This is a genomic window from Brevibacillus sp. FW306-2-1A-C05A (genome assembly GCF_058781555.1).
Genome location: NZ_JBYSWV010000047.1, coordinates 12,372 through 35,858, shown reverse-complemented (window position 1 = coordinate 35,858; position 23,487 = coordinate 12,372). Strand labels below are relative to the sequence as shown.

Genomic DNA, 23,487 nt, shown 5'->3' with positions numbered 1-23,487 from the left:
ATTCTGTTTCCTGTGGGAAATTGATAGTACCTGAAAGTTTTAAAGAACCGTGGGTTATGGCAACAAATGAAGAATATAACTGGATTACTAATATCAATAAGAATTCTTTTTGTACTATTCAAGATTTATGTGATGTTAAAGTTGGAATTAAGACAACAGCAGATAAGGTTTTTATCAAATCAACGTGGGAAGAACTTCCTGATGAAATAAAACCAGAAGCTGAAGTTTTAAAACCTTTACTATCAACAGACCATGCTTCAAAATGGCGTCCATTAGAAAGAAGGCCGAATCAAAAAGTTTTATATACACATAAAAATGTAAATGGCAAGAAAAAAGCTATTGATTTTACACAGTATCCTCATGCACTGGCGTATCTTGAAACACATAGAGAAACCCTAGAGGGTAGAAAATATGTAATAAAAGCAAAAAGAAATTGGTATGAAATTTGGGTTCCTCAAAACCCAGATCAGTGGGGTTTACCAAAAGTAGTTTTTCCAGATATAAGCCCTGAACCAAAATTCTTTTATGAAGATGAAGGGTGTTGTATTGATGGGAATTGTTACTGGATAATTCCAAAAGAAGAAAATAATAATGATATTCTCTTTTTGATTTTAGGAATATCGAACACCAAGTATATGACTAATTACCACGATATTGCATTTAATAATAAGCTATATGCTGGAAGAAGACGCTATTTAACCCAGTACGTTAATAAGTATCCGTTGCCAAATCCTGAATCGAATTATTCACAAGAAATAATTGATCTTGTAAGGGAATTAGTATTCCAAAATCCTAATAATGCAAGAAAAGTTGAAATAGAAAATCATATAGAGAATCTTACTGCTTTAGCATTCGGAGTTGAACGCTTATAAAAATCTATGTGACCGCCCTTGAACAGTCGGTTTATTTTTTACGGATAAGAAAGTATAAATTTCGAGGAGGGGAAACCCAGGGAGATGTTTGGCATCCGCGAAGCTTCGCTCAATCGTTTTCTTGCGTATTTTGTATAACTGCTTTCCCGACTTGCTTAATCGGTTTGCCCGACCCATTCCTTACTGTCTTCCCAGACGTGTCTCGTTAGCACTTTTCGGTGATTTCGGGAACGGGTGCATGTGGTAAGGAACGGACACTGCTTGCAAACCTCTTGGTTACCCGAGCTACAAGTGTATGCATAATACTGCAAAAAACTCCCCATTTACCCCGGCGTTGCGGCATAATAAAAGTATCTGTCGCCGCGGGCGGACAACGAGGAAGGAGAACGAGCATGAGACAGGAAGCGTTTTCCATTGATCTGGGAGAAGGATTGACACTGCGAGGAAACATACATACGGAGGAAGCAGCCGGGTCTGCGCAGCCGCTGCTTTTGTTTTGCCACGGCTTCAAAGGCTTCAAGGACTGGGGCAGCTTTCCGTACGTAGCGGATGAGCTGGCGAAACGAGGCATTGCGACGATTCGCTTCAATTTCAGTTGCAACGGCGTCGGGGAGAGCCTGACCGAGTTTGATGAGCTGGAAAAATTCGGGCGCAACACGTATGCCCGCGAGCTTGCCGACCTGCACGCACTGGTCGAGCGGATCGTGTCTGGCGAGCTTTCTTTGCCCGCCTGCGTGGACAAAACGAAGCTGTACGTGCTTGGACACAGCAAAGGCGGCGGAGATGCCATCCTGTTTGGCGCGAACAATCCGCATGTGACAGGCATCGTGACGTGGAACGGCATCGGCGACGTCAACCTGTTCGACGCAGCGCTGCGCAAACAAATCAAGGAAAATGGCGTCGGGTACATAGCGAATGCGCGCACCGGACAAAACATGCCGATTACGCGCGTCGTCATTGACGATATCGACCAGAACCGGGACGAGTATGACATTTTGGCCAAAGTAGCGACTATGGAAAAGCCGCTGTGCATCATTAGCGGAGAAAAAGATTTTGTCCGTCTGGTAGAGGCTGCCAAAAGAATCCACCAGGCTGCGAAAAACAGCGAGCTGCACTGGATCGAAGGCGGCGACCATACATTTAACGCGCGTCATCCATTTGCGGGCACTTCGGCTCCGTTAGAGGAAGCGATCAAGCAGACGGCAGCTTTTGTCCTCGCCCCGCGGACATAGAAAAAGCCGCGATTTTCCTGCGTTTTCAATCCATTTAGGCTATGATATACTGGGTAAAGTCTAAAGATTAAAATGATGTGATTATTCAGAAAAATATCAGGAATAGGTGGAGAAGAAACATGAACAGCAAGGTGTATCTGTATGATACAACCCTGCGAGATGGGACGCAGGGAGAGGGGATCAGCCTGTCGGTGGAAGACAAGATAAAGATCGCACTGCGGCTGGATCAGTTCGGCATTGATTTTATCGAAGGCGGCTGGCCGGGGAGCAATCCAAAGGACATGGCGTTTTTTGAACGCATCCGCGAGGTTCCGCTCCAGCATGCCAAGGTGACCGCTTTCGGCAGCACCTGTAGACCGAATGTGGCGGCATCCGCGGACGACAACCTGCAAGCCCTGATCGCAAGCGGCGTGCAGGCGGCGGCGATCTTCGGGAAGTCCTGGGACTTGCACGTCACAGACGCTTTGAAAACGACACTGGAAGAAAACTTGCGCATGGTCGCCGATTCGGTGGCTTTTCTGAAACATAAAGGCTTGACGACGCTGTTTTTGGCGGAGCATTTTTTCGACGGCTACAAAGCAAACCCGCGCTATGCCCTGCGCGTGCTGGAAGCCGCCGAGGAAGCCGGAGCGGACTGGATCGTCCTCTGCGATACAAATGGCGGAAGCCTGCCGCATGAAGTGTACGAGATCGTCAAGGCGGCTGTCGGTCATCTGCACACGCCGCTCGGCATCCACCCGCACAACGACAGCGGCGTAGCGGTAGCGAACGCGCTGGCGGCGGTGCAAGCCGGAGCCAAGCAAGTACAAGGGACGATCAACGGCATCGGGGAACGCTGTGGAAACGTCAACCTGATTTCTGTCGTGCCCAATCTGCAGCTCAAGCTCGGGTACGAATGCGTGAGCAGCGAGCAGCTTCAGGAGCTGACGCAACTGTCGCGCTACGTGGCGGAGATCGCCAACATGACGCTGCCTAACAATCAGCCGTTTGTCGGGCACAGCGCCTTTGCGCACAAGGGCGGCATCCACGTCAGCGCGGTTCTGCGCGATCCGAAGACGTATGAGCACATCGAGCCGGAAAACATCGGCAACAAGCGCCGCGTGCTCGTCTCCGAGCTGGCCGGCCAAAGCAATCTGCTCGCCAAAATGGAAGAGCTGGAGATTGATTTGTCGCTGGATCGGGAAAAGACCCGCGAGATCATCACGCGCATCAAAGAGCGCGAGTTCCAGGGCTACCAGTACGAGGGCGCGGAGGCTTCGCTCACGCTCATGCTGCTTGCGGCGGCGGGCAAGCTGAAAAATTTGTTCACGCTCGATTCTTTCAAAATTTTGATGGAAAAGGCAGCCGTCCAGTCGATCACGTCCGAGGCGACCGTCAAGCTGCGCGTAAATGGCGAGAGCGTCCATACGGCAGCGGACGGAAACGGCCCTGTCAATGCGCTGGACAACGCCATGCGCAAAGCGCTGGAGAGCTACTACCCCTGTATCGCCAACATGCACCTCGCCGATTACAAGGTGCGTGTCCTGGATGAAAACGGGGCGACGGCAGCCAAGGTCCGCGTCCTGATCGAATCGGCGAGCAACGGCGAAAAGTGGAGCACGGTCGGCGTCTCGACCAACGTGATCGAAGCGAGCTGGGAGGCACTTGCGGACAGTATTCGCTACTTCTTGTGGAAGGAAGGCTGCGAGGAAGCGGGCCATCTGGCTTCTGCGGAAGCGCGGGTTGGGATCGTCAATCATTGACCGTCCTACGGGATGGAAAGCCTTGTTGACCGCGCGCGAGCGGTAGCACGTTAAGCGCGTTTAACGCGTTCACCCCGTTTACTCGTTAAAAAAAGACCAGCAAAGCTCCGGGGAGCTGCTCTCTTTTTGTCAGCTACATCTGACAGGGGGAGAGCGGCTCGGGTGAGAGCGAGCTGGTCTTTTTGTTTGGCGTTTGCCTGCTCAGTCGGCTGTCTCCGAAGCAGGCCGATCAATCAGTTGGCGCAGCTTCGTTTCCGTCGAGGACTGGGGATCTGGCGTGTAGATGCTGCAACGCAGGTCAGCGCTGCCCTGCACTTGCAGGGAGGTCAGATGGAACTGCATTTTTCCGGCCTTGGCGTGGCGAAATTCAAGCAACACCTCGGGGGCGGAGCTGACGTGGCTCTGCTCCCAGAGCGTTTGGAAATCGGGGTGAACTTTTTTCATTTCAGTCAAAAAATGCGCGTACCATTCGTCCTCGACGTACTGCCCGTAGTACGCCCGGAAAATCGCGAGAAAACCGCTGACGAAATGCTCCCAGTTGACGGCGAGCCGCCGCAGCTCTTTTCGCGTGAACAGCAGCCGGATCAGGTTGCGCTCTTCAAAAGGAATTTGCTCGAAGTCGAGAAAGACGTGCGCCGCGGCGTTGTTCCAGCCGACGATGTGCAGTCGCCTGTCGGAGATGATCGTCGGACAGGAGCGCAGCTCGTGCAAAATTCTTTCCAGCGCGGGGCTGATCTGCGGCGGTTCTTCTTTTTGCAGGCTCGTGCCAATGCCCGTCCCGCTTTCCAGCGCCAGCGCGTACAAATATTTGCGCTCGTCGACCGTCAGTTGCAGCGCTTTGGATACGGCGTCCAGCACAGAAGGAGAGACTTTGATGTCCCTGCCTTGCTCCAGCCACGTGTACCAGGTGGAGCTGACGCCCGCCAACTGCGCTACTTCCTCGCGGCGCAACCCGGGTGTCCGGCGGCGGGTGCCAGGGGCGAGGCCGACTGATTGCGGGAGAATTTTGGCGCGCTGCGCTTTTAAAAACGACGAGAGAGCCTGCAGGCGTGTCTGATTGTTCATAGCCGCCTCCTATCCTGGTCTTTTAGCCCAAGCTGTTACTTGTTATACTAGGATAAACAAAAACTTGTAATAGGATAACACGTGCGACAAGATGGTTTCCATAAGGACTTGCAAAGGAGGATAACCATGGAAAAAGTAGTGGTTACAGGGATGGGCGTCATTTCGCCTGTCGGCAGCGACGTACAGCAGTTTTGGAGCAGCTTGACGCAAGGAAAATCAGGCATTTCGCAAATTGATAGATTCGATACATCGCGGTTCAAAACGAAAATCGCCGGACTCGTCCGCGACTTCGATCCGGAGGCTCGCTTCGGGCGCAAAGAGGCGCGGCGCATGGACCGCTTTTGCCAGTTCGCCATCGCGGCTACGGATGAAGCGCTGGAAGACGCGGGGCTTAGGCTGGAAGAGTGCGACCGCGAGCGGGTGGGCGTCTACGTCGGCTCCGGCATCGGCGGCGTGCAGACGCTTCTGGAGCAGCACGACATGCTGCGCAACCGAGGACCGGAGCGGATCAGCCCGACGCTCGTGCCGATGCTGATTTCCAACATTGCGCCAGCCATGATTAGCATCAAGTACGGCATCTACGGCCCGACCATGTCGCCTGTCACAGCCTGCTCGATCGGCAACACGGCGATTGGCGAAGCGTTTCGCCTCATTCGCTCCGGCCGGGCAGATGTCGTCATTGCCGGAGGAACCGAGGCCGCGATCAACGAGGTGTCGCTGGCAAGCTTCAGCAACGCCACGGCCTTGTCCACGCGAAACGACGATCCGACAGCCGCGAGCCGGCCGTTCGACGCGAAGCGGGATGGCTTCGTCATGGCAGAAGGCGCAGGCATCCTCATTCTGGAATCGCTTTCGCATGCGCTGAGACGCGACGCTCGCATCTACGCAGAGGTCATCGGCTACGGCGCCAGTTCGGACGCCTACCACATGGTCGCGACCCATCCGGAAGGCATCGGGCCGTACCGGGCGATGAAGTGGGCGCTGGAAGAAGCAGGCATCCAGCCGGGCGAGGTAGACGTCATCAGCGCCCACGCCACCAGCACCGAAATCGGGGACCGCTCGGAGACGTTGGCGATCAAGCGTTTGTTCGGCGAGCACGCAAAGCGCATCCCGATCACGGCAAACAAGTCGATGACGGGGCATATGTTTGGCGCAGCCGGAGGCGCAGAAGCCATCGCCCTGGTCAAAAGCCTCCAGGAGGGAATCGTGCCGCCGACGATCAACCAAGAGGAGCGCGACCCGGTCTGCGATCTCGACTACGTACCGAACACAGCCCGCCAGATGCCGCTGAACATCGGGATGTCCAACTCCTTTGGCTTTGGCGGCCATAATGCGGTGATTGTTTTGCGGAAGTACGAGGGGTAAGATGGAGTTTTTCGGAACCTTTCCAATTTGTTTGGGGAGGTTCTTTTTTGTGTCGTGGCAAATTTAAACAAAGAAATCATAATCCGGTTTCAAAATAGCAAGGAACCGATTGCCCCGTTTTTTGAACTTCAAGGAGTGATTCGTATCGACTTGCGAATTGGTTTAGTGATTGGCAGGAATCTTGATGTGCGGAAAATGAGAGAAAGATTATACGCTCACGAAAATGAGGCGGAAGCGACAAGCAAGGTCGTATTAAACTTTATGGAGCTTGACCCAGCTATCTTCTTAGATCAGCAAATTTCTTCTACAGAAGAAGTGTTGATAAAAGACGTAACGCTACTAGAAGAAGACCTCTTGCAAATCACGGACTTTGTATGGTGCGAAGTTTTAGGCGGGATAGAAAAGCACGGCCACCCTACTGTTGTAATTGACGACATAGAATACGAGGGAATGCTCATCCATGCTTTAGACAATCACATGTATTTATTTTTAAGAGAAATTAGCGGAGGAACAGAGGCGGCGCAGCTTCTTGCGAAAATAAAAAATGTGCCAAAAGAATTACAGTGGCTGAAAATCGCTAAAGAAGACGGGAAGACTCCGCCCGCCCCATTTATTCTGGAGCAGATACGGAACTGGATAGCGGCATTAAAAGCATACAGCATAGAATGACTTGATTTGGGCTTGATAGCCAAAAGCTGGGGCAATGACAAGCATTGCTTTGCCTGGCTACTCAAAAAAACATCCCCGTATGCGACAAGTCGACTGTTGGGGAGTAAAACTGTATGGAGCATGTTTTGCCAAGATTTTTGAGTAGCCACCGCATTTGGGAAGGCTAGCTTTTAAAGTTTTTCTTTCACCCCCGATAAACTCGCCAAGCCGCTGCCGAGGAAAGAGGAGAAATCCGCGAAAGCTCTTTGGGATCCCAACCGAGGTGGAGGGGAAAAAGCGAAACACGCCTTTAAGCGTCCACTCTGAGAAACCTCTTTTGAACCCGCCACTTTGGACGCGGTTTCGCTTTTTCCCCGGAGCCGGGCAGTAGAGCTTCCCCGCAGGGAGCCCAAGAAGCTACAGCGATTTCTCCTCTTTCCTCGCTCCGCAAAAGCGACGACTAAGCGGCTTTTCAAAACAAAAAAGTCGCGGTACCCCAAAGTCGCTGACTGACGCAACCGCAACGACAGAACCGATCGCACTTGCAAAAAAGCGAACAGAACCGAGCCAGCCTGCTAATCGGGAAAGCCCCAAAACCGAGCACACACCCGAAAGCTGCCGATGTACATGCCGATGCACAAAGAGTGACTGCTTCCATCCCCTCACCCGGAATGCCATCTGGAAAAGGTCTGCAGATTAACGAAGAAACCCAATCCACGAAAACGTAGACGATCAAACCAGAACCGAAAAAGGGGAATCATGCATGGCAAGCGAGCAGCGAGTCAAAGAAACAAACATCCACCGGGCACCGATTCTCGGTGTCATCATTGCTGGCGCGATTGCGGCCCTGCTCAACCAGACGCTTCTCAACGTCGCTCTGCCCAAGCTGATGGAGCAGTTCCACATCACCACCTCGATCGGGCAATGGGTCATCACCATCTACATGCTGGTCAACGGCGTCCTGATCCCTACCACCGCTTTTTTGATGGAAAAATACACGACCAGGCAGTTGTTCATTTCCGCGATGAGCCTCTTTGCCGCCGGAACCCTCGTCTGCGGCATCGCGCCCAGCTTCGCCATCATGCTGCTCGGACGAGTCGTGCAGGCAGCGGGGGCAGGCATCCTCATGCCGCTCATGACCAACGTCATTTTCAACCTGTTCCCCGCAGAGCGCCGCGGCTCGGCTATGGGGATCGTCGGCATTGCCATGGTATTTGCCCCGGCGATTGGCCCGACCTTATCCGGCTGGATCGTCGAGCATTACTTCTGGCGCCTGCTGTTTTTCGTCGTGTTGCCGATCGCCCTGATCGTTTTGCTCGTTTCGTTTTTCATCCTGAAAAACGTGACCGCGACAGCCAATCCGAAGCTGGACTTCTGGGGAGTCGTGCTGTCGACAGTCGGCTTCGGCGGGCTGCTGTACGGCTTCAGCACGGCTGGCGGAGCGGGGTGGAGAAGTACCGAGGTCATCCTCATGCTGCTCATCGGCTGTATCAGCCTGGCCGCCTTTGTCTGGCGGCAGTTGTCCATCGACCATGCCATGCTCGAGTTTCGCATTTTCCAGACCCCGGCCTATACGCTGGCCGTGCTCATCAGCCTATTGGTCAACATGTCGCTCTACTCGGGCATGATCTTGCTTCCGGTCTACGTGCAAAACATCCTGCACTTTACTCCTGTGCAGTCAGGTCTGCTGCTTTTGCCGGGGAGCATTCTTATAGGCATCATGTCGCCGATTACGGGCAAGCTGTTTGACAAGTTTGGCGCCAAATGGCTCGCCTGGATCGGGCTTTTCATCACCATCGTCACGACCTACGGCTTTACGAAGCTGAGCCTGTCTACTAGCTACAGCTACCTGGTCACGTTGTACACGGTGCGCATGTTCGGGCTGTCCATGCTGATGATGCCGGTAATGACGTCCGGACTGAATGCGCTGCCGCTGCGGCTGAACCCGCACGGGACCGCCATGTCCAACACGGTCAACGCCATCGGGGGAGCGCTTGGCACGGCGCTGTTTGTCACGATCATGACGACGAAAAGCGCCGCCCACATGGCAGACATTGTACGAAGCCAGCACCTCAATCCGGCCGATCTGGCACAGATGGAGCTGGCGACGAAGCAAGGAATCGCCATGGGGACGAACAACGCCTTCTGGATCGCCACGCTGTTTACCGTCATCGCCCTGATTTTGGCGCTGTTTTTGCGCAACAACACGCCACGTCCGGAAAAGGTAACCGCGAAAAAGCGAGTGCCCCAGCTCTCGTAACTACGCGATTCTCCCGTTGAAAGGCTGCGACGACAGTTTTGGCTAGAGGGGAAGGGGCGAGAGTGAGCGAGTGAGCGAGAGAGTGTGAGTGAGCGAGTGAGTGAGCCAGTGAGCACGAGTAAGATTAAGCGCGAGTGCCCAAGAGCAAACGAATACAACAGTACAATCCCCCCAAAACAATCAACTACGAAGTCGCGAACCGGACACCCCCAGCAAAAAAGCGCCGCTTCCCAAACGGGAGGCGACGCTTCAACCTACTTCATCCGATATGTTCGCTAGGACTGCTTTCGCATTGCACCCAATTCTTCCACGATCGCCGTCATCTCATTGATGCCGAACGCCGTTTTTTTCTGCACCATGTTGTACAAGTACAACAGGTCCTCGTAATGAACAAGGTCAAAATCTTCCGCGCGCATGACGGCCGTGTTCGCCATGTTCAGCTTCGCTTTGATGCCTTCGATCAGCACCGCCAAATTTTCCTGGGTCGCCTCTTTCAAATCTGCCATGGTTGGTCTCCTCTCCAAAAACGCTGCTAGTTATTTGGTAAGCTGCCCACGCGTGACGCCAAGCTGGTTGGTTGCCTTCAGCGTGCGCCATACGTGTGTGCCGCTAACTTCTCCGCGCAGAGCCTGACGGTACAGGCTGATGACTTCGCGCACACGCTCCGGTTCTTCCTCCAAAAACTCGATGCGGTAGCTGCCGACGTGCAGGGAGCGAAACTCGTTCAAATACTCTGCGCCCGACTGGTCGATGGCGTTGTACACCGTGTTGCGGCAGCCGGTGTCCACCCGCACCGGGTGCGAGAAGCCGACGCGATCCTTGAGCGAGATGCGAGAGGTTTCGCACGGGGTTCCGCAGTTGGTGTGGTCGGTTCCCTCACTCATGAACGTGCAGTACACGCAATGCTCGGTATGGAACATCGGCATGTGCTGATGGATGACCAGCTCCATTTTGGCGGCGTTGGAGCGGCCGAGCAGGTCCACCATCTGCTGGATGTTCAAATCGTACGAAGGCGTGACCCGTGTCAGGCCCGCTTCGAGAAACAGCTCGACAGCTTTATGGTTGGCCACGTTCAGGGAGAAATCGCCGATCAGCGGGATGTCGATTTCGTCCTTGCGGGACAGGTAGTAGTAGAGTGCCCCGGTGTTGCGCACGAGAATCGCGTCCGGCTTGCTTTTGGCGATCAGGGCGAGCACGCCGTTTTCGTCCGGCATGTGAATGCGCATCGTCGCGATCCCGATTTTTTTCCCGTACTTGTGCGCCAGCTTGACGCCTTCCGGGTACTGCTTGACGAATTCGAAGTCCGCGTAAAGGAAATCGACGTCCGTCTGCGCCGCCGCCTCCAGTTGCTCAAGCGAGCGGCACAGCGCTGTCAGCATCGGCTTTTCCACTGGCTGTGTGCGAGGCACGTCCGCGTACACGTCTACGTCGCGATGGCGGTAGACAGGCGGCTTGGAGCGCAAATAGACGAGCTGCTCCACGGCCTCCCGGCGCATCCGGTTCAGCTCGCTGACAGGCACGATCAAGTCTCCGTCCAGATCGACAGTCAGGTCGCGAGCGTCCAGATGGAAAATCGTTCCGCCCAGACGGCTTAACTGGTCGTGCAGCAGCTCATGCGTCAACGGGCGCTTCACGGCAGCCTCAAGCGGCTTTTCCGACGGTACGGTCACAGCGTGGTTCGCCTGTTTGTCCACCCAGGTGATGCTGAGCATCTCGCCCAGTTTGCCGCTGACGTGCACGGCGAGCGGGAAAGTGCGGTACGGCTTTTCCGTTTCAAACGTTTTGCGCAGGCGGCGATCCAGCTCAGGGTCGCTCGTTTTCCATACGCGGTCGCCCACGTGGAGCCGCTTCAGGTTGACGTCGTTGCGGCCCATGACGATCTCGTACAAGCCTTTTTCGACTTCGCCCTCGACCTTTTTGCCGCGGGAGAGAATATCGTAGACGCGTCCGCCTTCTTCCTTTTGCGTCGGATCGCCCGCGTCGAACACGATGCCGTCACCGCGCTTGACGGGAGCGGCAATTTCGACGAGCACGCTTGTGCCGAGCAGCTTTTTCACTGTGCCCAAAAACACGCCGCGGCTTTTCGGGAACGAGCCGTCCACGAGTTGCTTGTTGTTCGTTCCTTCCAAAAATCCATGGGTAAAGCCGCGGGAAAAGCTTTGCTGCAGCTCGCGAACCTCGACTTCGGTCGGACCCGTATCCTCTCCGGCAAAGTAGCGCTCGATGGCCGCGTTGTACTTGCTGACCACGTTGGCGACGTACTCCGGCGATTTCAGGCGGCCTTCGATTTTGAACGAAGTCACGCCCGCCTCGATCAGCTCAGGAACGAGGTCAATGGCAGCCAGGTCTTTTGGCGAGAGGACGTACGCGATGTTGCCCATGTCCTTTTGCACGCCGTCGACCATCAGATCGTACGGCAGGCGGCAAGCCTGGGCGCATTCGCCGCGGTTGGCCGAGCGTCCGCCCCACATTTCCGAAGTCAGGCATTGGCCGGAGTAGGACACGCACAGCGCGCCGTGGACGAATACTTCCATCGGCAGCTTCGCTTTTTCCCCGATCTTCTTGATTTCCTTGAGCGAGTTTTCCCGTCCCAGTACGACGCGCTCGATGTTGAATGGCTTCGTAAATTCGACCGCTTCCGGCGAAGTGATCGTCATCTGCGTGGAGCCGTGAATCGGGAAGTCAGGGGAGATTTCGCGAATCAGCTTCACCAGACCGAGGTCCTGGACGATGACCGCGTCCACCCCGGCGTGAATACAGGCGTCAATCAGCTCGCGCGCATCCTCCAGCTCGTTCTCGAACACAAGAATATTAAAGGTAAGAAACCCTTTTACACCGTACATATGCAAATAAGCCATTATCTCAGGCAGTTCAGCCATGTGGAAGTTCTCCGCGCGTGCGCGGGCGTTGAACTTTTCCACCCCGAAAAAGACGGCGTTGGCACCATTCGCGACAGCGGCCTTCAAACAGTCCCAGTTGCCGGCAGGAGCCAACAGCTCAATATCTTCTCGCTTTATTCCATTTCGCATGTGAATGTCATTACCTCCAAGGTCTATAAAACAAGCTCTTCTTCATCATAGGGAAATGTCTTTGCTCCCGCAACAAAAACCTCCACTTCTCCAAATGTTGAAAATTGTCGCTTCCAGAAAGTGTGAATATGATGGTGTTATGTAAGAACTTCAGCGGCAAAGCGAAGCCGGAGGAGATCGGCGTGAAGGCGACGGATGACAAGACGCTGGTTGTCCAATTGGAAAATCCGACTCCCTTTTTCCTGGAGTTGACGGCTTTCTACAGCTATTTCCCGGTCAACGCGAAGGTCGCGGCCGCGCACCCCGACTGGGCCAAGGATGCGGGGCCGAACTACACCTCGAACGGGCCGTTCAAGCTCGCTGCCTGGGAGCATAAAAACAAGCTCGTGCTGGAAAAAAACGAGCATTACTGGGATGCGGACACAGTCAAGCTGACGAAAATCGAAATGAACATCATCAACGATGCCAACACGGAGCTGTCGATGCTGGAAAACGGCGATCTGGACTGGGCGGGCGCCCCGACCGGAAACTTGCCGCTCGACGCGATGCAGACGCTGAAAGAAAAGGGCCTGCTGGAAATTACCCCGAAAGCCGGAACGTACTGGTACGAATTTAACACAGAGCAAAAACCGTTCAATAATAAGCAAATTCGCCAAGCGTTCGCGTATGCGATCAGCCGCCAGGACATCGTGGACAACGTGACACAGGGCGGAGAGCTGGTGGCGACGGCGGTCGTGCCGCCGACCATGTTTGCGGAGAACGGACAAGGCTTGTTCAAGGACAACGATGTGGAAAAAGCGAAGCAGCTTCTGGCAGAAGGCATGAAGGAAGAAGGTTATGCCAGCGTCGACAAGCTGCCGCCGATCACGCTTTCCTGCAATACAGAGGAAGCGCAGGCGAAGATCGCGCAAGCCGTGCAGGACATGTGGCAAAAAAATCTCGGGGTACAGGTGAAGCTGGAAAACCAGGAGTGGAACGTGTACTACGAAAACGTGAAAAACGGCAAGTTCCAGGTAGCGCGCATGGGCTGGACGGGCGACTTCAACGACCCGATCAACTTCCTGGAAATTTTCCGCACGAAAGAAGGCAACAACCATACGAGATGGGAGAGCAAGGCATACGCCGACCTGCTCGCCCAGTCCTCCAAGGAAAAGGACGCCGCCAAGCGCAAGGCGATCTTGCAAGAGGCTGAAAAGCTGTTGGTCGACGAAATGCCGGTGATCCCGTTCTACTTCAAATCGACGGTGTACGCCAAAAATCCGCGCCTGAAGGACGTCGTCATTTCCGGCCTGGGCCATGCCCAATACAAATGGGCGTACTTTGAATAGGCGGGAAAACAAACTCGAAGGGCTGGTCGCTTGGATTAATCCACGACCAGCCCTTCGAATACGATCGAAACCTTCTCTTCCATAATCTCTTCCAACGCCCATGCGCCTTCGCTGCGCACCCAGTCGTACAGAGCGTTGTAGTAAATGTTTTCCAGCATGTTCGCCGCTACGAGCGGATTGAACTTGGTCTTGAGCTGCTGTTTTTCCTGCGCTTCCTCGATCAGATCGGCGAACAGTTGCCGCAGCTCGAAGTACATGTTCTTTTCGTTTTCCAGCACTTTGCGATGCTTCATTGACGATTCCACGACGACCTTGATGAAGTCGAAGTTCGTGATCGTCACCTCGTTCATGATCTTGTAAATTCGCAAGACCTTGGACTTGCAATCGTCCCCGTAATCCCATTCCTGGCGGCGCTCTTCGATTTCATGAAGCCGCTCGTATCCCCAGTTCGCGAGGATCGCTTCCTTTGACGTGAAATGCAGAAAAATGGTGCCGCGCGCGACGTCTGCTTCTTCCGAGATCATGTCGATGGTCGTGGCTTCAAAGCCGTGCAGCTTGAACAGCTTGATCGCGGCATTGAATATTTTTTCGCGAGTTTCCCGCTTTTTTCGCTCCCGTCTCGTCGTCAAAAAGGTAGTACCTCCTCTGCTTCGTTTGCTTGATTATAACATAACAGTTACTTACAAAAGAATTTTCCGTACATTTCCCGTGAAAAAGGGCAAAAAAAGGGATAGACTTCTCGGGACGTCGAATGTATATTTATATACTATAATGAATAAATATTTAATCATACCGAGCCGTAAGAGCATGGGGTGGAGGAGTGTAAAATGAGCGTTGTAAAAGCGCTGGCAGTACGTCAGGCAATGATGAAGGACGTCGATGCCATGTTGGAGATCATTAATGAATATGCACAACAGGGATTGATGCTGCCGCGTACGAAACTTTCTGTCTGTGAAAATTTGCAGTCATTTATCGTCGCTCATGATGGAGATACAGTGGTGGGAGTTGCCGGACTGCATATTTTGTGGGAGGATTTGGCCGAAATTCGCTCGCTGGCGATTGCGGAAAAAGCAAAGGGCATGGGCGTGGGCAAGCATCTCGTTCTCCATCTGGTAGAGCAGTGCCGCAACCTGGGAATCAAGCGGGTGCTTGCGTTGACTTATCAAAAAGCTTTTTTTGAAAAATGCGGATTCTGGATCGTCGCGAAGGAAACGTTGCCGCAAAAGGTGTGGAAAGACTGCATCAACTGTTCCAAACTGCCGATGTGCGACGAGATCGCGATGATTTTTGAGACAGCCTGATATTTTGATACATTTGGTATAGCCTTCCTTTTTTCATTTCTGGTACTATATTCGTAACAATAATAAAAATATAGAGAATATTGAATCAGAAATGAACGTTCAAAATTGGGGGGCTTTCCATGAAGCTGGGCGCGCGCGTATTGATTGTGCTCTTAGTCGCGAGTATTGTACCGTTAACGGCGGCAGGTGTGTTTGCTTATCAGGAGACTAAACAGGAATTGCTGGACGGCAGTGCGGCCAAGCTGGAGGCATTGCGGCTCAGCAACAAGGAGCAGGTGGAGAATTACTTTCGCGAGCGCACCAGAAACGTCGATACGCTGGCCGCCTCGGGAACAGTGATCTCTGCCCTTTCTGTCTTTCAGGAACTGTGGCAGGAGGGAAGGGAATCCGCTGCCTACAAAGAGGCAGAGATGACCTACGCCAAGGAACTGAAGATGGAGGCCGCGCGCTACGGCTTTTCCAACGCCTACTTGCTCAATGAAACAGGCGAAATCGTCTACGAGACGAAGCCGCAGTCTGACTTCGGCACCAATTTGCTGACGGGGCCGCACGCCAACTCTGTGCTGGGGCAAACCGTCCAGCAGGTCGTGAAGGGCCAGAGTGCGGAAGTGTCTGACCTCGGCAGGTACGAGCCGTCAGGAAATGTGCCGGGTGTGTACATTGCGGCTCCGATTTATGAAAAAGGCTTCATGATGGGGCAACTCGCCGTCGAAGTGCCGCTCGATTACATTTCCCGCCTGCTGAATCAGCGCGAGGGGCTGGGCGAGACGGGAAAAATATATCTCGTCGGGCCGGACAAGCTGATGCGTTCGCAACTGGGCAGCGGCCAGGAGACGATTTTGCAGCAAGCAGTCGACACGCCGATCATCGAGCGAGTTTTCCAGGCCGAAGGGTTTGCAGGGACAGAGCAGAGCGTCGATTTTCGCGGGCAGCCTGTGCTCGTCTCGTTTGACCAGATAAAAGTCGCGAAGCATACGTGGGCGATCCTGGCCGAGATCGACATGACGGAAATTTTGGCCGGGCCCAACCGGATTCAAACCGCGATGATCGTCTTTAACGGCGTCGTCCTGCTTCTGATCGTTGCGATCTCGCTCTACACCGCGGGGTGGCTGCGGCGCTCCTTTAGCGGAATGCTGCACGTGGCGGAACGGATCGGACATGGCGACTTCACCACCGCCGTTCCCGACAAGCTGCTGAAGCGCAAGGACGAGCTGGGCGAGCTGGCCCGCTCGCTGTCCACGATGCAAAAGCAACTGCACGGCATTCTCGTGCAGGTCGGGCAAGCCGCCGCTTCCGTGGCGCATGCGGTGCGGGAAATTCACGGCAACACGAATGAAATCGCCGCGTCCAGCCAGCAAATTGTCCAGGTCGTCGATCAGGTGGCGGCGTCGAGCGAAAGCCAGATGGAAAAAATGGGCCAGACGCTCAATCTGGCGGTAGATCTGACGAACGATGTCGCTGGCGTCACCGAAAATGTGCGGCAGGTCAGCCTGTCCTCAACCGAGATGAAGCAGCACGCAGAGGAAGGCAGGGAGGCCGTGACGGCGGTCATAATCAGCATGGAGGAAATCAATCGCTCCGTAGCGGCTGCCACTGAGGTGATTCACGTGCTGGAGCAGCGGTCGCAAGATATTTCGCGGATTATTTCCGTCATTACCGAGATTGCCAGACAGACCAATCTGCTCGCGCTGAATGCGGCGATCGAGGCGGCGCGCGCCGGGGAGCATGGAAAAGGCTTCGCGGTCGTGGCCGGGGAGGTGCGCAAGCTGTCAGAAGGCACGAATGAAGCGGCGCAGCAAATTGTGCGGATGATTAACGACGTGCAAAACGACACGATGATCGTCGTAGCGAAAATGGCAGAGGGGGCCGAGACGACCGCTCACGGGATGAAAACGGCCCGCCAATCGGGGGAAATGTTCCAGCGGATCGAGCAAAATATTTTGCGCGTCTCGGCCGAGATCAACCGGGTCAGCGAAGCTTTTGCACGGATGGCGCCAGATGCCCAGCAGGTCGTCGTCGTGGCCAAGGAAGTTTCGGCAGCGTCTGTTCAGGCGACGGCTGGCGTGCAGAGCATTTCCGCAGCGGTAGAAGAGCAGAGCGCAGCCATGGAGCTGATCGCCCAATCCGCCGATCAACTGGCGAAGCTGGCTGACGAGTTGCGCGGGTCGCTCGCCGCCTTTGTGCTCAAGTAAGCGGGTCAGACATAGCGAGTGGGAGGGGCCGGGAAATGTTCGTTTTCCCGGCTCTTTTTGCATTTTGGAAGGATATCTCACACAAAATGTTGAATGATAAGGACGATGGAGAGTTTCGGGCCGGAGGGACGTAAGCGTGCACAAACTAGATTGGGAACTTTATTTGCTGCCGTTCGAGCAAGCTGTAGAAGAGATCAAAGTCAAAATCAAAAATATCCGCAACGAGCTGCGCAAGCGCAAGGAGCATTCTCCCATTGAGTTTGCCGTCGGACGGGTGAAATCAATACCGAGCATCTACAACAAGGCGAACCGCCTGCAATTTCCGATTGATGAAAATATATGCTGGGAGATCAGAGACATCGCGGGTGTTCGCGTCATCTGCCAGTTTATTGACGATATACCCGCCGTAGTGGAGATGATCCGCAAGCGCGGCGACATGCGCGTCTATTTGGAAAAAGACTACGTTTCCACGCCAAAAGAGAGCGGCTACCGCGGCTATCACCTGGCTGTCGAATACCCGATCATGATGGCGGGCGGCCAGGTGACGATTCCGGTGGAAATCCAGATTCGTACACTCGGCATGAACTTTTGGGCGACGATTGAACACTCGCTGAATTACAAATACGAAGGAATCATTCCGTCGAACATTCGCCAGCGCCTGTTCGAAGCCGCCAAGGCATCGTACAAGCTGGACAGCGAAATGAACAACATCCGTGACGAGATCAAGGAAGCACAGGCCGAGTTCACGAAAAAAGAAGTGCCGATGGAATCGCTGCTTTCCCTGGTAGAGTTGGATTTGGACGTCGACGCAGGACTGATGGACGGCAGCCATAACGAAAGGAACGAAAACGAAGATGACGACCATTAATTGGCTAGAGGAAACAAACAAGCTCAAGGACGAGCTGATTGCCACCACCCAGGAGTTTTTGCGGATCAAAAGCGTGCTCGATCCGGCTACCGCTCGCGAGGGAGCGCCGTTTGGCGAAGGCATCCGCGCCGCGCTGGACTTTGCCTTGAACGTCTGCGAAAAGGCCGGGATGACGACAAAAGATGTGCGCGGCTATGCCGCTCATGCCGAGTTCGGGCAAGGAAAAGAGCTGGTCGGCATTTTGAGCCACGTCGACGTCGTGCCGGAGGGAGACGGCTGGAGCACGCCGCCGTACGCGGCCGAGATCGTGGACGGCAAGCTGGTGGCGCGCGGAGCGATTGACGACAAAGGGCCGACGATGGCGGCGATTTTTGCAGCCAAAGTGGTCATGAACCTGGGACTGCCGCTCTCCAAGCGCGTGCGCTTTATTTTCGGAACGGACGAAGAGTCGAGCTGGCAATGCGTCAAGACGTACTTTGAAACCGAGGAAATGCCGACGATGGGCTTTACGCCTGACGCCGATTTTCCGCTGATTTATGCGGAAAAAGGTCTGACCGACCTGACCTTGCGCCAGACGTACGCCGCGTTCCAACAGCTCGGCAAGCCTGTAGCGGAGCAGGCGGAAGCCAAGCTTGTGTCATTGCAGGCGGGCTTGCGGATGAACATGGTGCCGGACAAAGCGGTGGCGACACTCGCGCCGCTTTCCGTGGACAGCCAGACGATCATCGACCGCTACCGCAAGCACCTGGAGCAGACAGGCTTGAAGGGACAGGCAGAAGCAAAGGACGGTTCGGTCGTCTTGCACATGGAGGGCGTCTCCGTACACGGAATGGACCCGAAAAATGGCGTCAACGCGGGCACGGAGCTGATTCACTTCCTGCGGACGCTCGCTCTCGACGCGCGCGCAGCCGTGTACGCAGAGGCGGCAGACCGCTACCTGCACAAGCAGCACGGCGGGGAAGCGCTCGGAATCGCGCATGACGACGAGGAGATGGGCGCGCTTACGCTGAACACGGGCGTACTGGAATACGCAGCGGAAGGGGACGCGCTGTTCCGCCTGAACATTCGCTACCCGCACTCCATTTCGTTTGCAAAATGGTCGGCGATCCTCGCTGAGCGCTTTGGCGAGGCCGCGTTCGAACTGGAAGTCGTGGAGCATCTGACGCCGCATCGCGTCGATCCGAACCATCCGCTGGTGACTACGCTGCAACGGGTGTACACCGAGCAGACAGGCGAAGAGGCAGGCATCATCGCCATCGGCGGCGCCACCTACGGCCGTTCGCTGGATGTGGGCGTGGCGTTCGGGCCGCTGTTCCCGGGGCGTCCGGACAGTGCCCATCAGCGGGACGAGTACATTTTGGTCGACGATCTCGTCAAGGCGACCGCGATTTACGCGCAGGCGATTTACGAGTTGGCCAAATAAACAGCACAGGTAGGCAGAGGATGCGGCGTAAGGCTTGTGTCCTCTGCTTTTTTTGTGCGGATCGGAATGGACAAGGTTCTGCTCAGTATGACGGCAGCGAAGGCTTCGCCAATGGCTTGGCGCAGCCTGTTTTTCTCATTTTGCAAAACAAAACGCTTTACAATTTGTGGGAGCAGACGCTATAATCCGAATAACGATTGATCGGTTAATCATTCATGGAAAAAGGAGCTTTGCTACATGCCGCTTTCTGATGCACAGGTGCAAAAAATGAAGCAAAAGCGGGAAACGATTCTGGAACAAGCGATCCAGATGTTTGCCGAGCACGGCTACAATGACACGACGATCGCCAAAGTCGCAAAGGCGTCCGGTGTCAGCTTTGGCAGCGTGTTTACGTATTTTGAAAACAAAGACCAGCTTTTTTACGCGGCGGTCGTGGAGCCGCTGCGAGTGTATGCAAAAGAGCTGCTCGACTTTGACTCGAATGCGGAGGACCCTGTCGCGGAGCTGCGAAAGATGGTGACGGCGCACATCAAAATCTTTTCCAGCTTCGAGACGTATTTGCGGCTCGTCGTGCAAGTCATCGGCTACCATAACCGCTTTGCCGAGCCGTTTGCGGAGCTGGATGCGTTTCACAACACGTTTCGGGGAAAAATCGGCGAGCTGGTGAAAAAGGGCCAGGAGCAGGGCCAACTGCAAGTCCGGGACGCCAATTACGCGGCGACTGCCTACACCAGCTTGCTGATCGGTTTGCGGGTCAATCTCACCGATTCGCCGGACAGCCAGATGTGGGAAAAGTTCGTGCCGTTTGCGATGCAGCTTTTTGGACCGAAAGGCGAGTAAAGCTGCGTTCTTTTTGTTCAAAAAACGATTGATTAATCAATCATAAATGCAAAGGGGAGCTTTCCGTGAAGATATTGGCGTTTGATCGAACGATCCAAATCCGGATGGTCTTGCAGTTTTTGACGAATCTGGCGGTCATGTCTGTTACGCCGTACTTGATTATCTTTTTTTCCGGCCAACTGGGAACGGTCGTAACCGGACTGATGTTCGTCGCAGTCATGACAGCGAGCATCATCGGCTCGTTTGTCGGCGGGTACGTGGCGGACAGGATCGGGCGAAAAAAGGTGATTGTCGTCTGCGAAGCGCTCATTATGGTCGGCTTCAGCGCAGTCGCGCTCGTGAACTCGCCGTGGCTCCAGCTTCCGTATGCGACGTTTGCCCTGTTTGTGCTCATTCAGCTTTGTACGGGTGCGGCAGGGCCGGTTTATCAGGCGCTTATTATCGACGTCAGCGAGCCTGCGAGCCGGCGCTCGATTTTTACCGCGATGTACTGGATCAATAACTTGGCCGGGGCTGCTGGCGGCATGATCGGAGCCTTTTTGTTCAAGGAGCATCATTTTTGGCTATTCGTCGGTGTGGCGGGCAGCACGGCCATCGCGTTGGCGATCACGATGTTGTTCATCCAGGAAACGTACATCCCGGCAACGCACGGAGGCAAAGCGCAAGCGGCAGCCCCGTCAGGCAAAAAGCAACGGTTCGGCCAGATGCTCGGGGCGTACCGAAGCGTTTTCCGGCAAAAGTGGTTTATGCGCTTCGCCCTCGCCAGCCTGCTCATTTTGTCCATCGAGGAACAATTGACGAATGTCATCGGCATTCGCCTGGTGGCGGAAATACCAAAGCCGGTTCCGCTCCTGCCGTTTCTGTCGCTGCAAGTAGACGGCCTGAACATTCTCGGAATGCTGCGGTCGGAAAATACTTTGCTTGTTGTTTGCCTGACCGGGCTTGTCGCCAGCGTGATGAAAAAATACAGCGATCGCTTTGCCCTGCTGTGGGGCCTGGCGCTTTTTTTCGCGGGCTATCTCGTCATCAGCTACAGCGCTTCTCCGGGCCTGCTGCTCTTCGCGATGCTTGTCGCAACGGTCGGGGAGCTGGTGCACATGCCAGCCAAGCAGACGATGCTCGCGAACATGGTGCCAGATCACGCCCGCAGCACGTACATGGCGGTGTACTCGCTGCTCAACATCGTTGGAATCGGCAGCGCCGGCGTGTTTATTTTCGCAAGCTCCTGGGTGCCGTTCGCGTTCTTCCCAGTCGCATTTGCCTGCATGGGCGCGGTCAGCCTTTACCTGTTTGCGGGGGTTACGAAGCAACTCGCGAAGGAAACGGGTTATCCGGCGGCTCCGATTCAGACCGGAGCTTAGAGCTAGCTGGTGGCGGTCAGGAAAGGGCCGCCGCCCGCTTTTTCCCCGGATGGCTCACCGTGTCAGTTGTCTGATCCCGGGAAAAATAGAAACAGGATCAAACGGTTTGGTTGTATTTTTGATTCGACTCCTTTAGTATAGGTAGGATAGGATTTCGCAAGGGCTGCAACCTGACCGGGTTGATACCGCAAGTGACGGTGCCCGATTTTTTCCACCCGCTGTCCATGCAGGCCAGGGTGCGCGAAAACGGAAGACCGCGTGTGAAAGGAAGTGGATATGATGGCAAAATCGTTTGCGTCTTTTGGCTTTCGACCGGAGCTGATGCAAGGGATTCAAGACCTGTACTATAAAGAACCGACCCCGATCCAGGAGGAAGCGATTCCGCTGATTCTGGAAGGGAAAGACGTGATTGGACAAGCGCAGACCGGAACGGGGAAAACAGCGGCGTTCATGCTGCCGATCCTGAACCGTCTGGATGCGGGCAAACGCGACATTCAAGCGCTGATTCTCACCCCGACGCGCGAGCTGTCCATTCAGATCGCCAAAGAAGTGGAAAAGCTGGGCAAGCACCTCGATGTGAACGTGCTGTCTCTGCACGGCGGAACGGATATCGACAGACAGTTGAGCAAGCTGAAATCGACTGTACACATCGTCGTGGGAACACCGGGACGCGTGCTGGATCACATGAAGCGCGGCTCGCTGCACTTCGGGCGGATTTCCACGCTCGTGCTGGACGAGGCGGACAAGATGATGGAGATGGGCTTTTTGGAGGACGTGGAGCAAGTGATCGTCCATACGCCTTCCCAGCGTCAAGTGCTGCTGTTTTCTGCGACCATGCCGGATTTGGTAAAGCGGCTGGCGCATCGCTTCATGAAGCAGCCGCCGCACATCAAGATCGAGGGCAAGCAAAAGACCGTGGAGAAAATCGAGCAGTTTTACTACGTAGTCAACCAAAGCGACAAGACGGATGCGCTCGTGGACGTATTGGAGCAGGAGCAGCCGTTTTTGACCATCGTTTTCGCCAATACGCAAGTGCGCGTGCAGCAGCTCACGGCTCGCCTGCAGGAAAACGGACTTACGGCGCAAGCGCTGTACGGGGACTTGTCGCAGAGCAAGCGCGAGCAACTGATGCGACAGTTCCGCGAAATGCGCTTCCAGTACCTGGTGGCGACGGATATCGCGGCGCGCGGGCTGGACGTCGAGGGCGTCACGCACGTCATCAACTACGATTTGCCGAATGACGTGGAGAGCTACATTCACCGCGTGGGCCGGACAGGGCGCGCCGGACAGAGCGGAAAAGCGATCTCGCTCATTTCCCCGCGCCAGAAAAACTTGATGGGCCGCTTCGCCAAAGCGACGAAGGCGTCGATTGAAGAGCGGATTCTGGAGCCTGGCCGCCACCTGGATGCAGGCCGTCGCCAGCGCGCCCAGGAGCGCGAGGCGCACTTCATCGAGCTGCGCGCCCAACAGGCAAAAGAGCAGCAAAAAGAAAAAGACAAAGAGTTCGCTCCTGTTCGCGAAGCATTGAAGAAAAAAGCCAAGGTGAAGCCGGGCTACAAAAAGAAGCTGGCGCGCGAGCTGGATGAGCTTCAGGCGCGATACGAGAAAAACCGCAAAAAGGCGGAAGCGATCGCGGCCCGCAAAGCAGGCAAAACCGTGAAGCCCGCCGACGCCAAAAAAGCGGGCAGAGGCGGAGCAAGCCGCTCTGCCAAAGGGGCAAGGCCGTTCCGCCAAGATTCGGGCAAGTCGCGCGGATAATCAACAGAAGAGAAAACGAAAAAGAGGTCCAGATTCGCTTCGTGCGGTCTGGACCTTTTTGCGTTTAGGGGAAGGTGGGTGTTATGAGAATTATTTGAATCATAAAGGAAAGTGAAGAAAAATTAATTCTGATAAAACATATCGGAATTATGTTGATTATATATTTCTCATCCAGTAGACTCAAACCTAAGTTTGGAATAAAT

At 54.7% G+C, this 23,487-nt stretch carries 17 protein-coding genes and 2 pseudogenes; 14 read left to right on the top strand and 5 right to left on the bottom strand.

Annotated features, from left to right (window positions below):
- A partial coding sequence (locus tag AC3WJN_RS21390; protein ID WP_492329329.1) for a TaqI-like C-terminal specificity domain-containing protein occupies nucleotides 1-872 on the top strand: 872 nt, incomplete at its 5' end.
- 75 nt (nucleotides 873-947) lie between these two features.
- On the opposite strand, the pseudogene AC3WJN_RS21385 reads toward AC3WJN_RS21390, so the two are convergent.
- Nucleotides 948-1,150 (bottom strand): annotated as a pseudogene (locus AC3WJN_RS21385) (transposase); the annotation flags it as partial.
- A 114-nt stretch (nucleotides 1,151-1,264) separates the two neighbouring features.
- Here AC3WJN_RS21385 and AC3WJN_RS21380 point away from each other — a divergent pair.
- On the top strand, nucleotides 1,265-2,104 hold the full coding sequence (locus AC3WJN_RS21380; RefSeq protein WP_492329328.1) for an alpha/beta hydrolase: 840 nt from the start codon (nucleotides 1,265-1,267) through the stop codon (nucleotides 2,102-2,104).
- A 119-nt stretch (nucleotides 2,105-2,223) separates the two neighbouring features.
- Nucleotides 2,224-3,846: a citramalate synthase gene (gene cimA / locus AC3WJN_RS21375; RefSeq protein ID WP_005831611.1), complete on the top strand. Its 1,623-nt coding sequence runs from the start codon at nucleotides 2,224-2,226 to the stop codon at nucleotides 3,844-3,846.
- 201 nt (nucleotides 3,847-4,047) lie between these two features.
- Here the strand turns inward: cimA and AC3WJN_RS21370 are convergent, their stop codons facing one another.
- Nucleotides 4,048-4,911 carry a helix-turn-helix transcriptional regulator gene (locus AC3WJN_RS21370; protein WP_005831609.1) on the bottom strand — a complete coding sequence of 288 codons (864 nt, stop codon included), beginning with the start codon at nucleotides 4,909-4,911 and terminating at the stop codon, nucleotides 4,048-4,050.
- A 126-nt stretch (nucleotides 4,912-5,037) separates the two neighbouring features.
- Here AC3WJN_RS21370 and fabF point away from each other — a divergent pair, with 126 nt between their 5' ends.
- From fabF to AC3WJN_RS21355, 3 genes are all read left to right on the top strand, one after another.
- Nucleotides 5,038-6,276: a beta-ketoacyl-ACP synthase II gene (gene fabF / locus AC3WJN_RS21365; protein ID WP_007780944.1), complete on the top strand. Its 1,239-nt coding sequence runs from the start codon at nucleotides 5,038-5,040 to the stop codon at nucleotides 6,274-6,276.
- Between the two features lie 54 nt (nucleotides 6,277-6,330).
- Nucleotides 6,331-6,945 (top strand): hypothetical protein, encoded by a 615-nt coding sequence (locus tag AC3WJN_RS21360; protein ID WP_005831607.1) that lies wholly within the window; start codon nucleotides 6,331-6,333, stop codon nucleotides 6,943-6,945.
- A gap of 742 nt (nucleotides 6,946-7,687) precedes the next feature.
- Nucleotides 7,688-9,184 carry a DHA2 family efflux MFS transporter permease subunit gene (locus tag AC3WJN_RS21355; protein ID WP_007780947.1) on the top strand — a complete coding sequence of 499 codons (1,497 nt, stop codon included), beginning with the start codon at nucleotides 7,688-7,690 and terminating at the stop codon, nucleotides 9,182-9,184.
- A gap of 275 nt (nucleotides 9,185-9,459) precedes the next feature.
- Here AC3WJN_RS21355 and AC3WJN_RS21350 read toward each other — a convergent pair whose 3' ends face one another.
- Nucleotides 9,460-9,690: a DUF1128 domain-containing protein gene (locus tag AC3WJN_RS21350; RefSeq protein ID WP_005831605.1), complete on the bottom strand. Its 231-nt coding sequence runs from the start codon at nucleotides 9,688-9,690 to the stop codon at nucleotides 9,460-9,462.
- 30 nt (nucleotides 9,691-9,720) lie between these two features.
- Complete coding sequence (locus tag AC3WJN_RS21345) at nucleotides 9,721-12,213, bottom strand: U32 family peptidase (RefSeq protein WP_005831603.1); 2,493 nt, start codon at nucleotides 12,211-12,213, stop codon at nucleotides 9,721-9,723.
- A gap of 149 nt (nucleotides 12,214-12,362) precedes the next feature.
- Between AC3WJN_RS21345 and AC3WJN_RS21340 the strand changes: the two are divergent.
- A pseudogene (locus AC3WJN_RS21340) lies at nucleotides 12,363-13,541 on the top strand (peptide ABC transporter substrate-binding protein); the annotation flags it as partial.
- A 35-nt stretch (nucleotides 13,542-13,576) separates the two neighbouring features.
- Here AC3WJN_RS21340 and AC3WJN_RS21335 read toward each other — a convergent pair.
- Nucleotides 13,577-14,170, bottom strand: coding sequence for a TetR/AcrR family transcriptional regulator (locus tag AC3WJN_RS21335; RefSeq protein WP_005831599.1), 594 nt, complete (start codon nucleotides 14,168-14,170; stop codon nucleotides 13,577-13,579).
- A 198-nt stretch (nucleotides 14,171-14,368) separates the two neighbouring features.
- On the opposite strand from AC3WJN_RS21335, the gene AC3WJN_RS21330 reads away from it, so the two are divergent.
- The 7 genes from AC3WJN_RS21330 (at nucleotide 14,369) to AC3WJN_RS21300 (ending at nucleotide 23,284) form a co-directional block, all read left to right on the top strand.
- Nucleotides 14,369-14,842, top strand: a complete 474-nt coding sequence (locus AC3WJN_RS21330; RefSeq protein ID WP_007776743.1) for an N-acetyltransferase — start codon at nucleotides 14,369-14,371, stop codon at nucleotides 14,840-14,842.
- Nucleotides 14,843-14,961: 119 nt separating this feature from the next.
- A complete protein-coding gene (locus tag AC3WJN_RS21325; protein WP_005831595.1) occupies nucleotides 14,962-17,034 on the top strand; it encodes a methyl-accepting chemotaxis protein in 2,073 nt (690 codons plus the stop codon).
- 136 nt (nucleotides 17,035-17,170) lie between these two features.
- On the top strand, nucleotides 17,171-17,902 hold the full coding sequence (locus tag AC3WJN_RS21320) for a GTP pyrophosphokinase (RefSeq protein ID WP_005831593.1): 732 nt from the start codon (nucleotides 17,171-17,173) through the stop codon (nucleotides 17,900-17,902).
- Entirely contained in the window at nucleotides 17,889-19,325 is a 1,437-nt protein-coding gene (gene pepV / locus AC3WJN_RS21315; RefSeq protein ID WP_005831591.1) for a dipeptidase PepV, read from the top strand. Before AC3WJN_RS21320 ends, pepV begins: the two co-directional genes overlap by 14 nt.
- A 237-nt stretch (nucleotides 19,326-19,562) precedes the next feature.
- Nucleotides 19,563-20,165 (top strand): TetR/AcrR family transcriptional regulator, encoded by a 603-nt coding sequence (locus tag AC3WJN_RS21310; protein WP_005831589.1) that lies wholly within the window; start codon nucleotides 19,563-19,565, stop codon nucleotides 20,163-20,165.
- A gap of 65 nt (nucleotides 20,166-20,230) precedes the next feature.
- Nucleotides 20,231-21,526 (top strand): MFS transporter, encoded by a 1,296-nt coding sequence (locus AC3WJN_RS21305; RefSeq protein ID WP_007776748.1) that lies wholly within the window; start codon nucleotides 20,231-20,233, stop codon nucleotides 21,524-21,526.
- A gap of 279 nt (nucleotides 21,527-21,805) precedes the next feature.
- On the top strand, nucleotides 21,806-23,284 hold the full coding sequence (locus AC3WJN_RS21300) for a DEAD/DEAH box helicase (protein WP_007776751.1): 1,479 nt from the start codon (nucleotides 21,806-21,808) through the stop codon (nucleotides 23,282-23,284).
- Nucleotides 23,285-23,487 lie beyond the last annotated feature (203 nt).

What these genes read in the sequence shown, in the direction of transcription:
- pepV (WP_005831591.1), top strand. Translation starts at nt 17,889, where the DNA reads ATGACGACCATTAATTGGCTAGAGGAAACAAACAAGCTCAAGGACGAG.
- cimA (WP_005831611.1), top strand. Translation starts at nt 2,224, where the DNA reads ATGAACAGCAAGGTGTATCTGTATGATACAACCCTGCGAGATGGGACG.
- AC3WJN_RS21325 (WP_005831595.1), top strand. Translation starts at nt 14,962, where the DNA reads ATGAAGCTGGGCGCGCGCGTATTGATTGTGCTCTTAGTCGCGAGTATT.
- AC3WJN_RS21300 (WP_007776751.1), top strand. Translation starts at nt 21,806, where the DNA reads ATGGCAAAATCGTTTGCGTCTTTTGGCTTTCGACCGGAGCTGATGCAA.
- AC3WJN_RS21370 (WP_005831609.1), bottom strand. Translation starts at nt 4,911, where the DNA reads ATGAACAATCAGACACGCCTGCAGGCTCTCTCGTCGTTTTTAAAAGCG.
- AC3WJN_RS21310 (WP_005831589.1), top strand. Translation starts at nt 19,563, where the DNA reads ATGCCGCTTTCTGATGCACAGGTGCAAAAAATGAAGCAAAAGCGGGAA.
- AC3WJN_RS21355 (WP_007780947.1), top strand. Translation starts at nt 7,688, where the DNA reads ATGGCAAGCGAGCAGCGAGTCAAAGAAACAAACATCCACCGGGCACCG.
- AC3WJN_RS21345 (WP_005831603.1), bottom strand. Translation starts at nt 12,213, where the DNA reads ATGCGAAATGGAATAAAGCGAGAAGATATTGAGCTGTTGGCTCCTGCC.
- AC3WJN_RS21350 (WP_005831605.1), bottom strand. Translation starts at nt 9,690, where the DNA reads ATGGCAGATTTGAAAGAGGCGACCCAGGAAAATTTGGCGGTGCTGATC.
- AC3WJN_RS21330 (WP_007776743.1), top strand. Translation starts at nt 14,369, where the DNA reads ATGAGCGTTGTAAAAGCGCTGGCAGTACGTCAGGCAATGATGAAGGAC.
- AC3WJN_RS21380 (WP_492329328.1), top strand. Translation starts at nt 1,265, where the DNA reads ATGAGACAGGAAGCGTTTTCCATTGATCTGGGAGAAGGATTGACACTG.
- fabF (WP_007780944.1), top strand. Translation starts at nt 5,038, where the DNA reads ATGGAAAAAGTAGTGGTTACAGGGATGGGCGTCATTTCGCCTGTCGGC.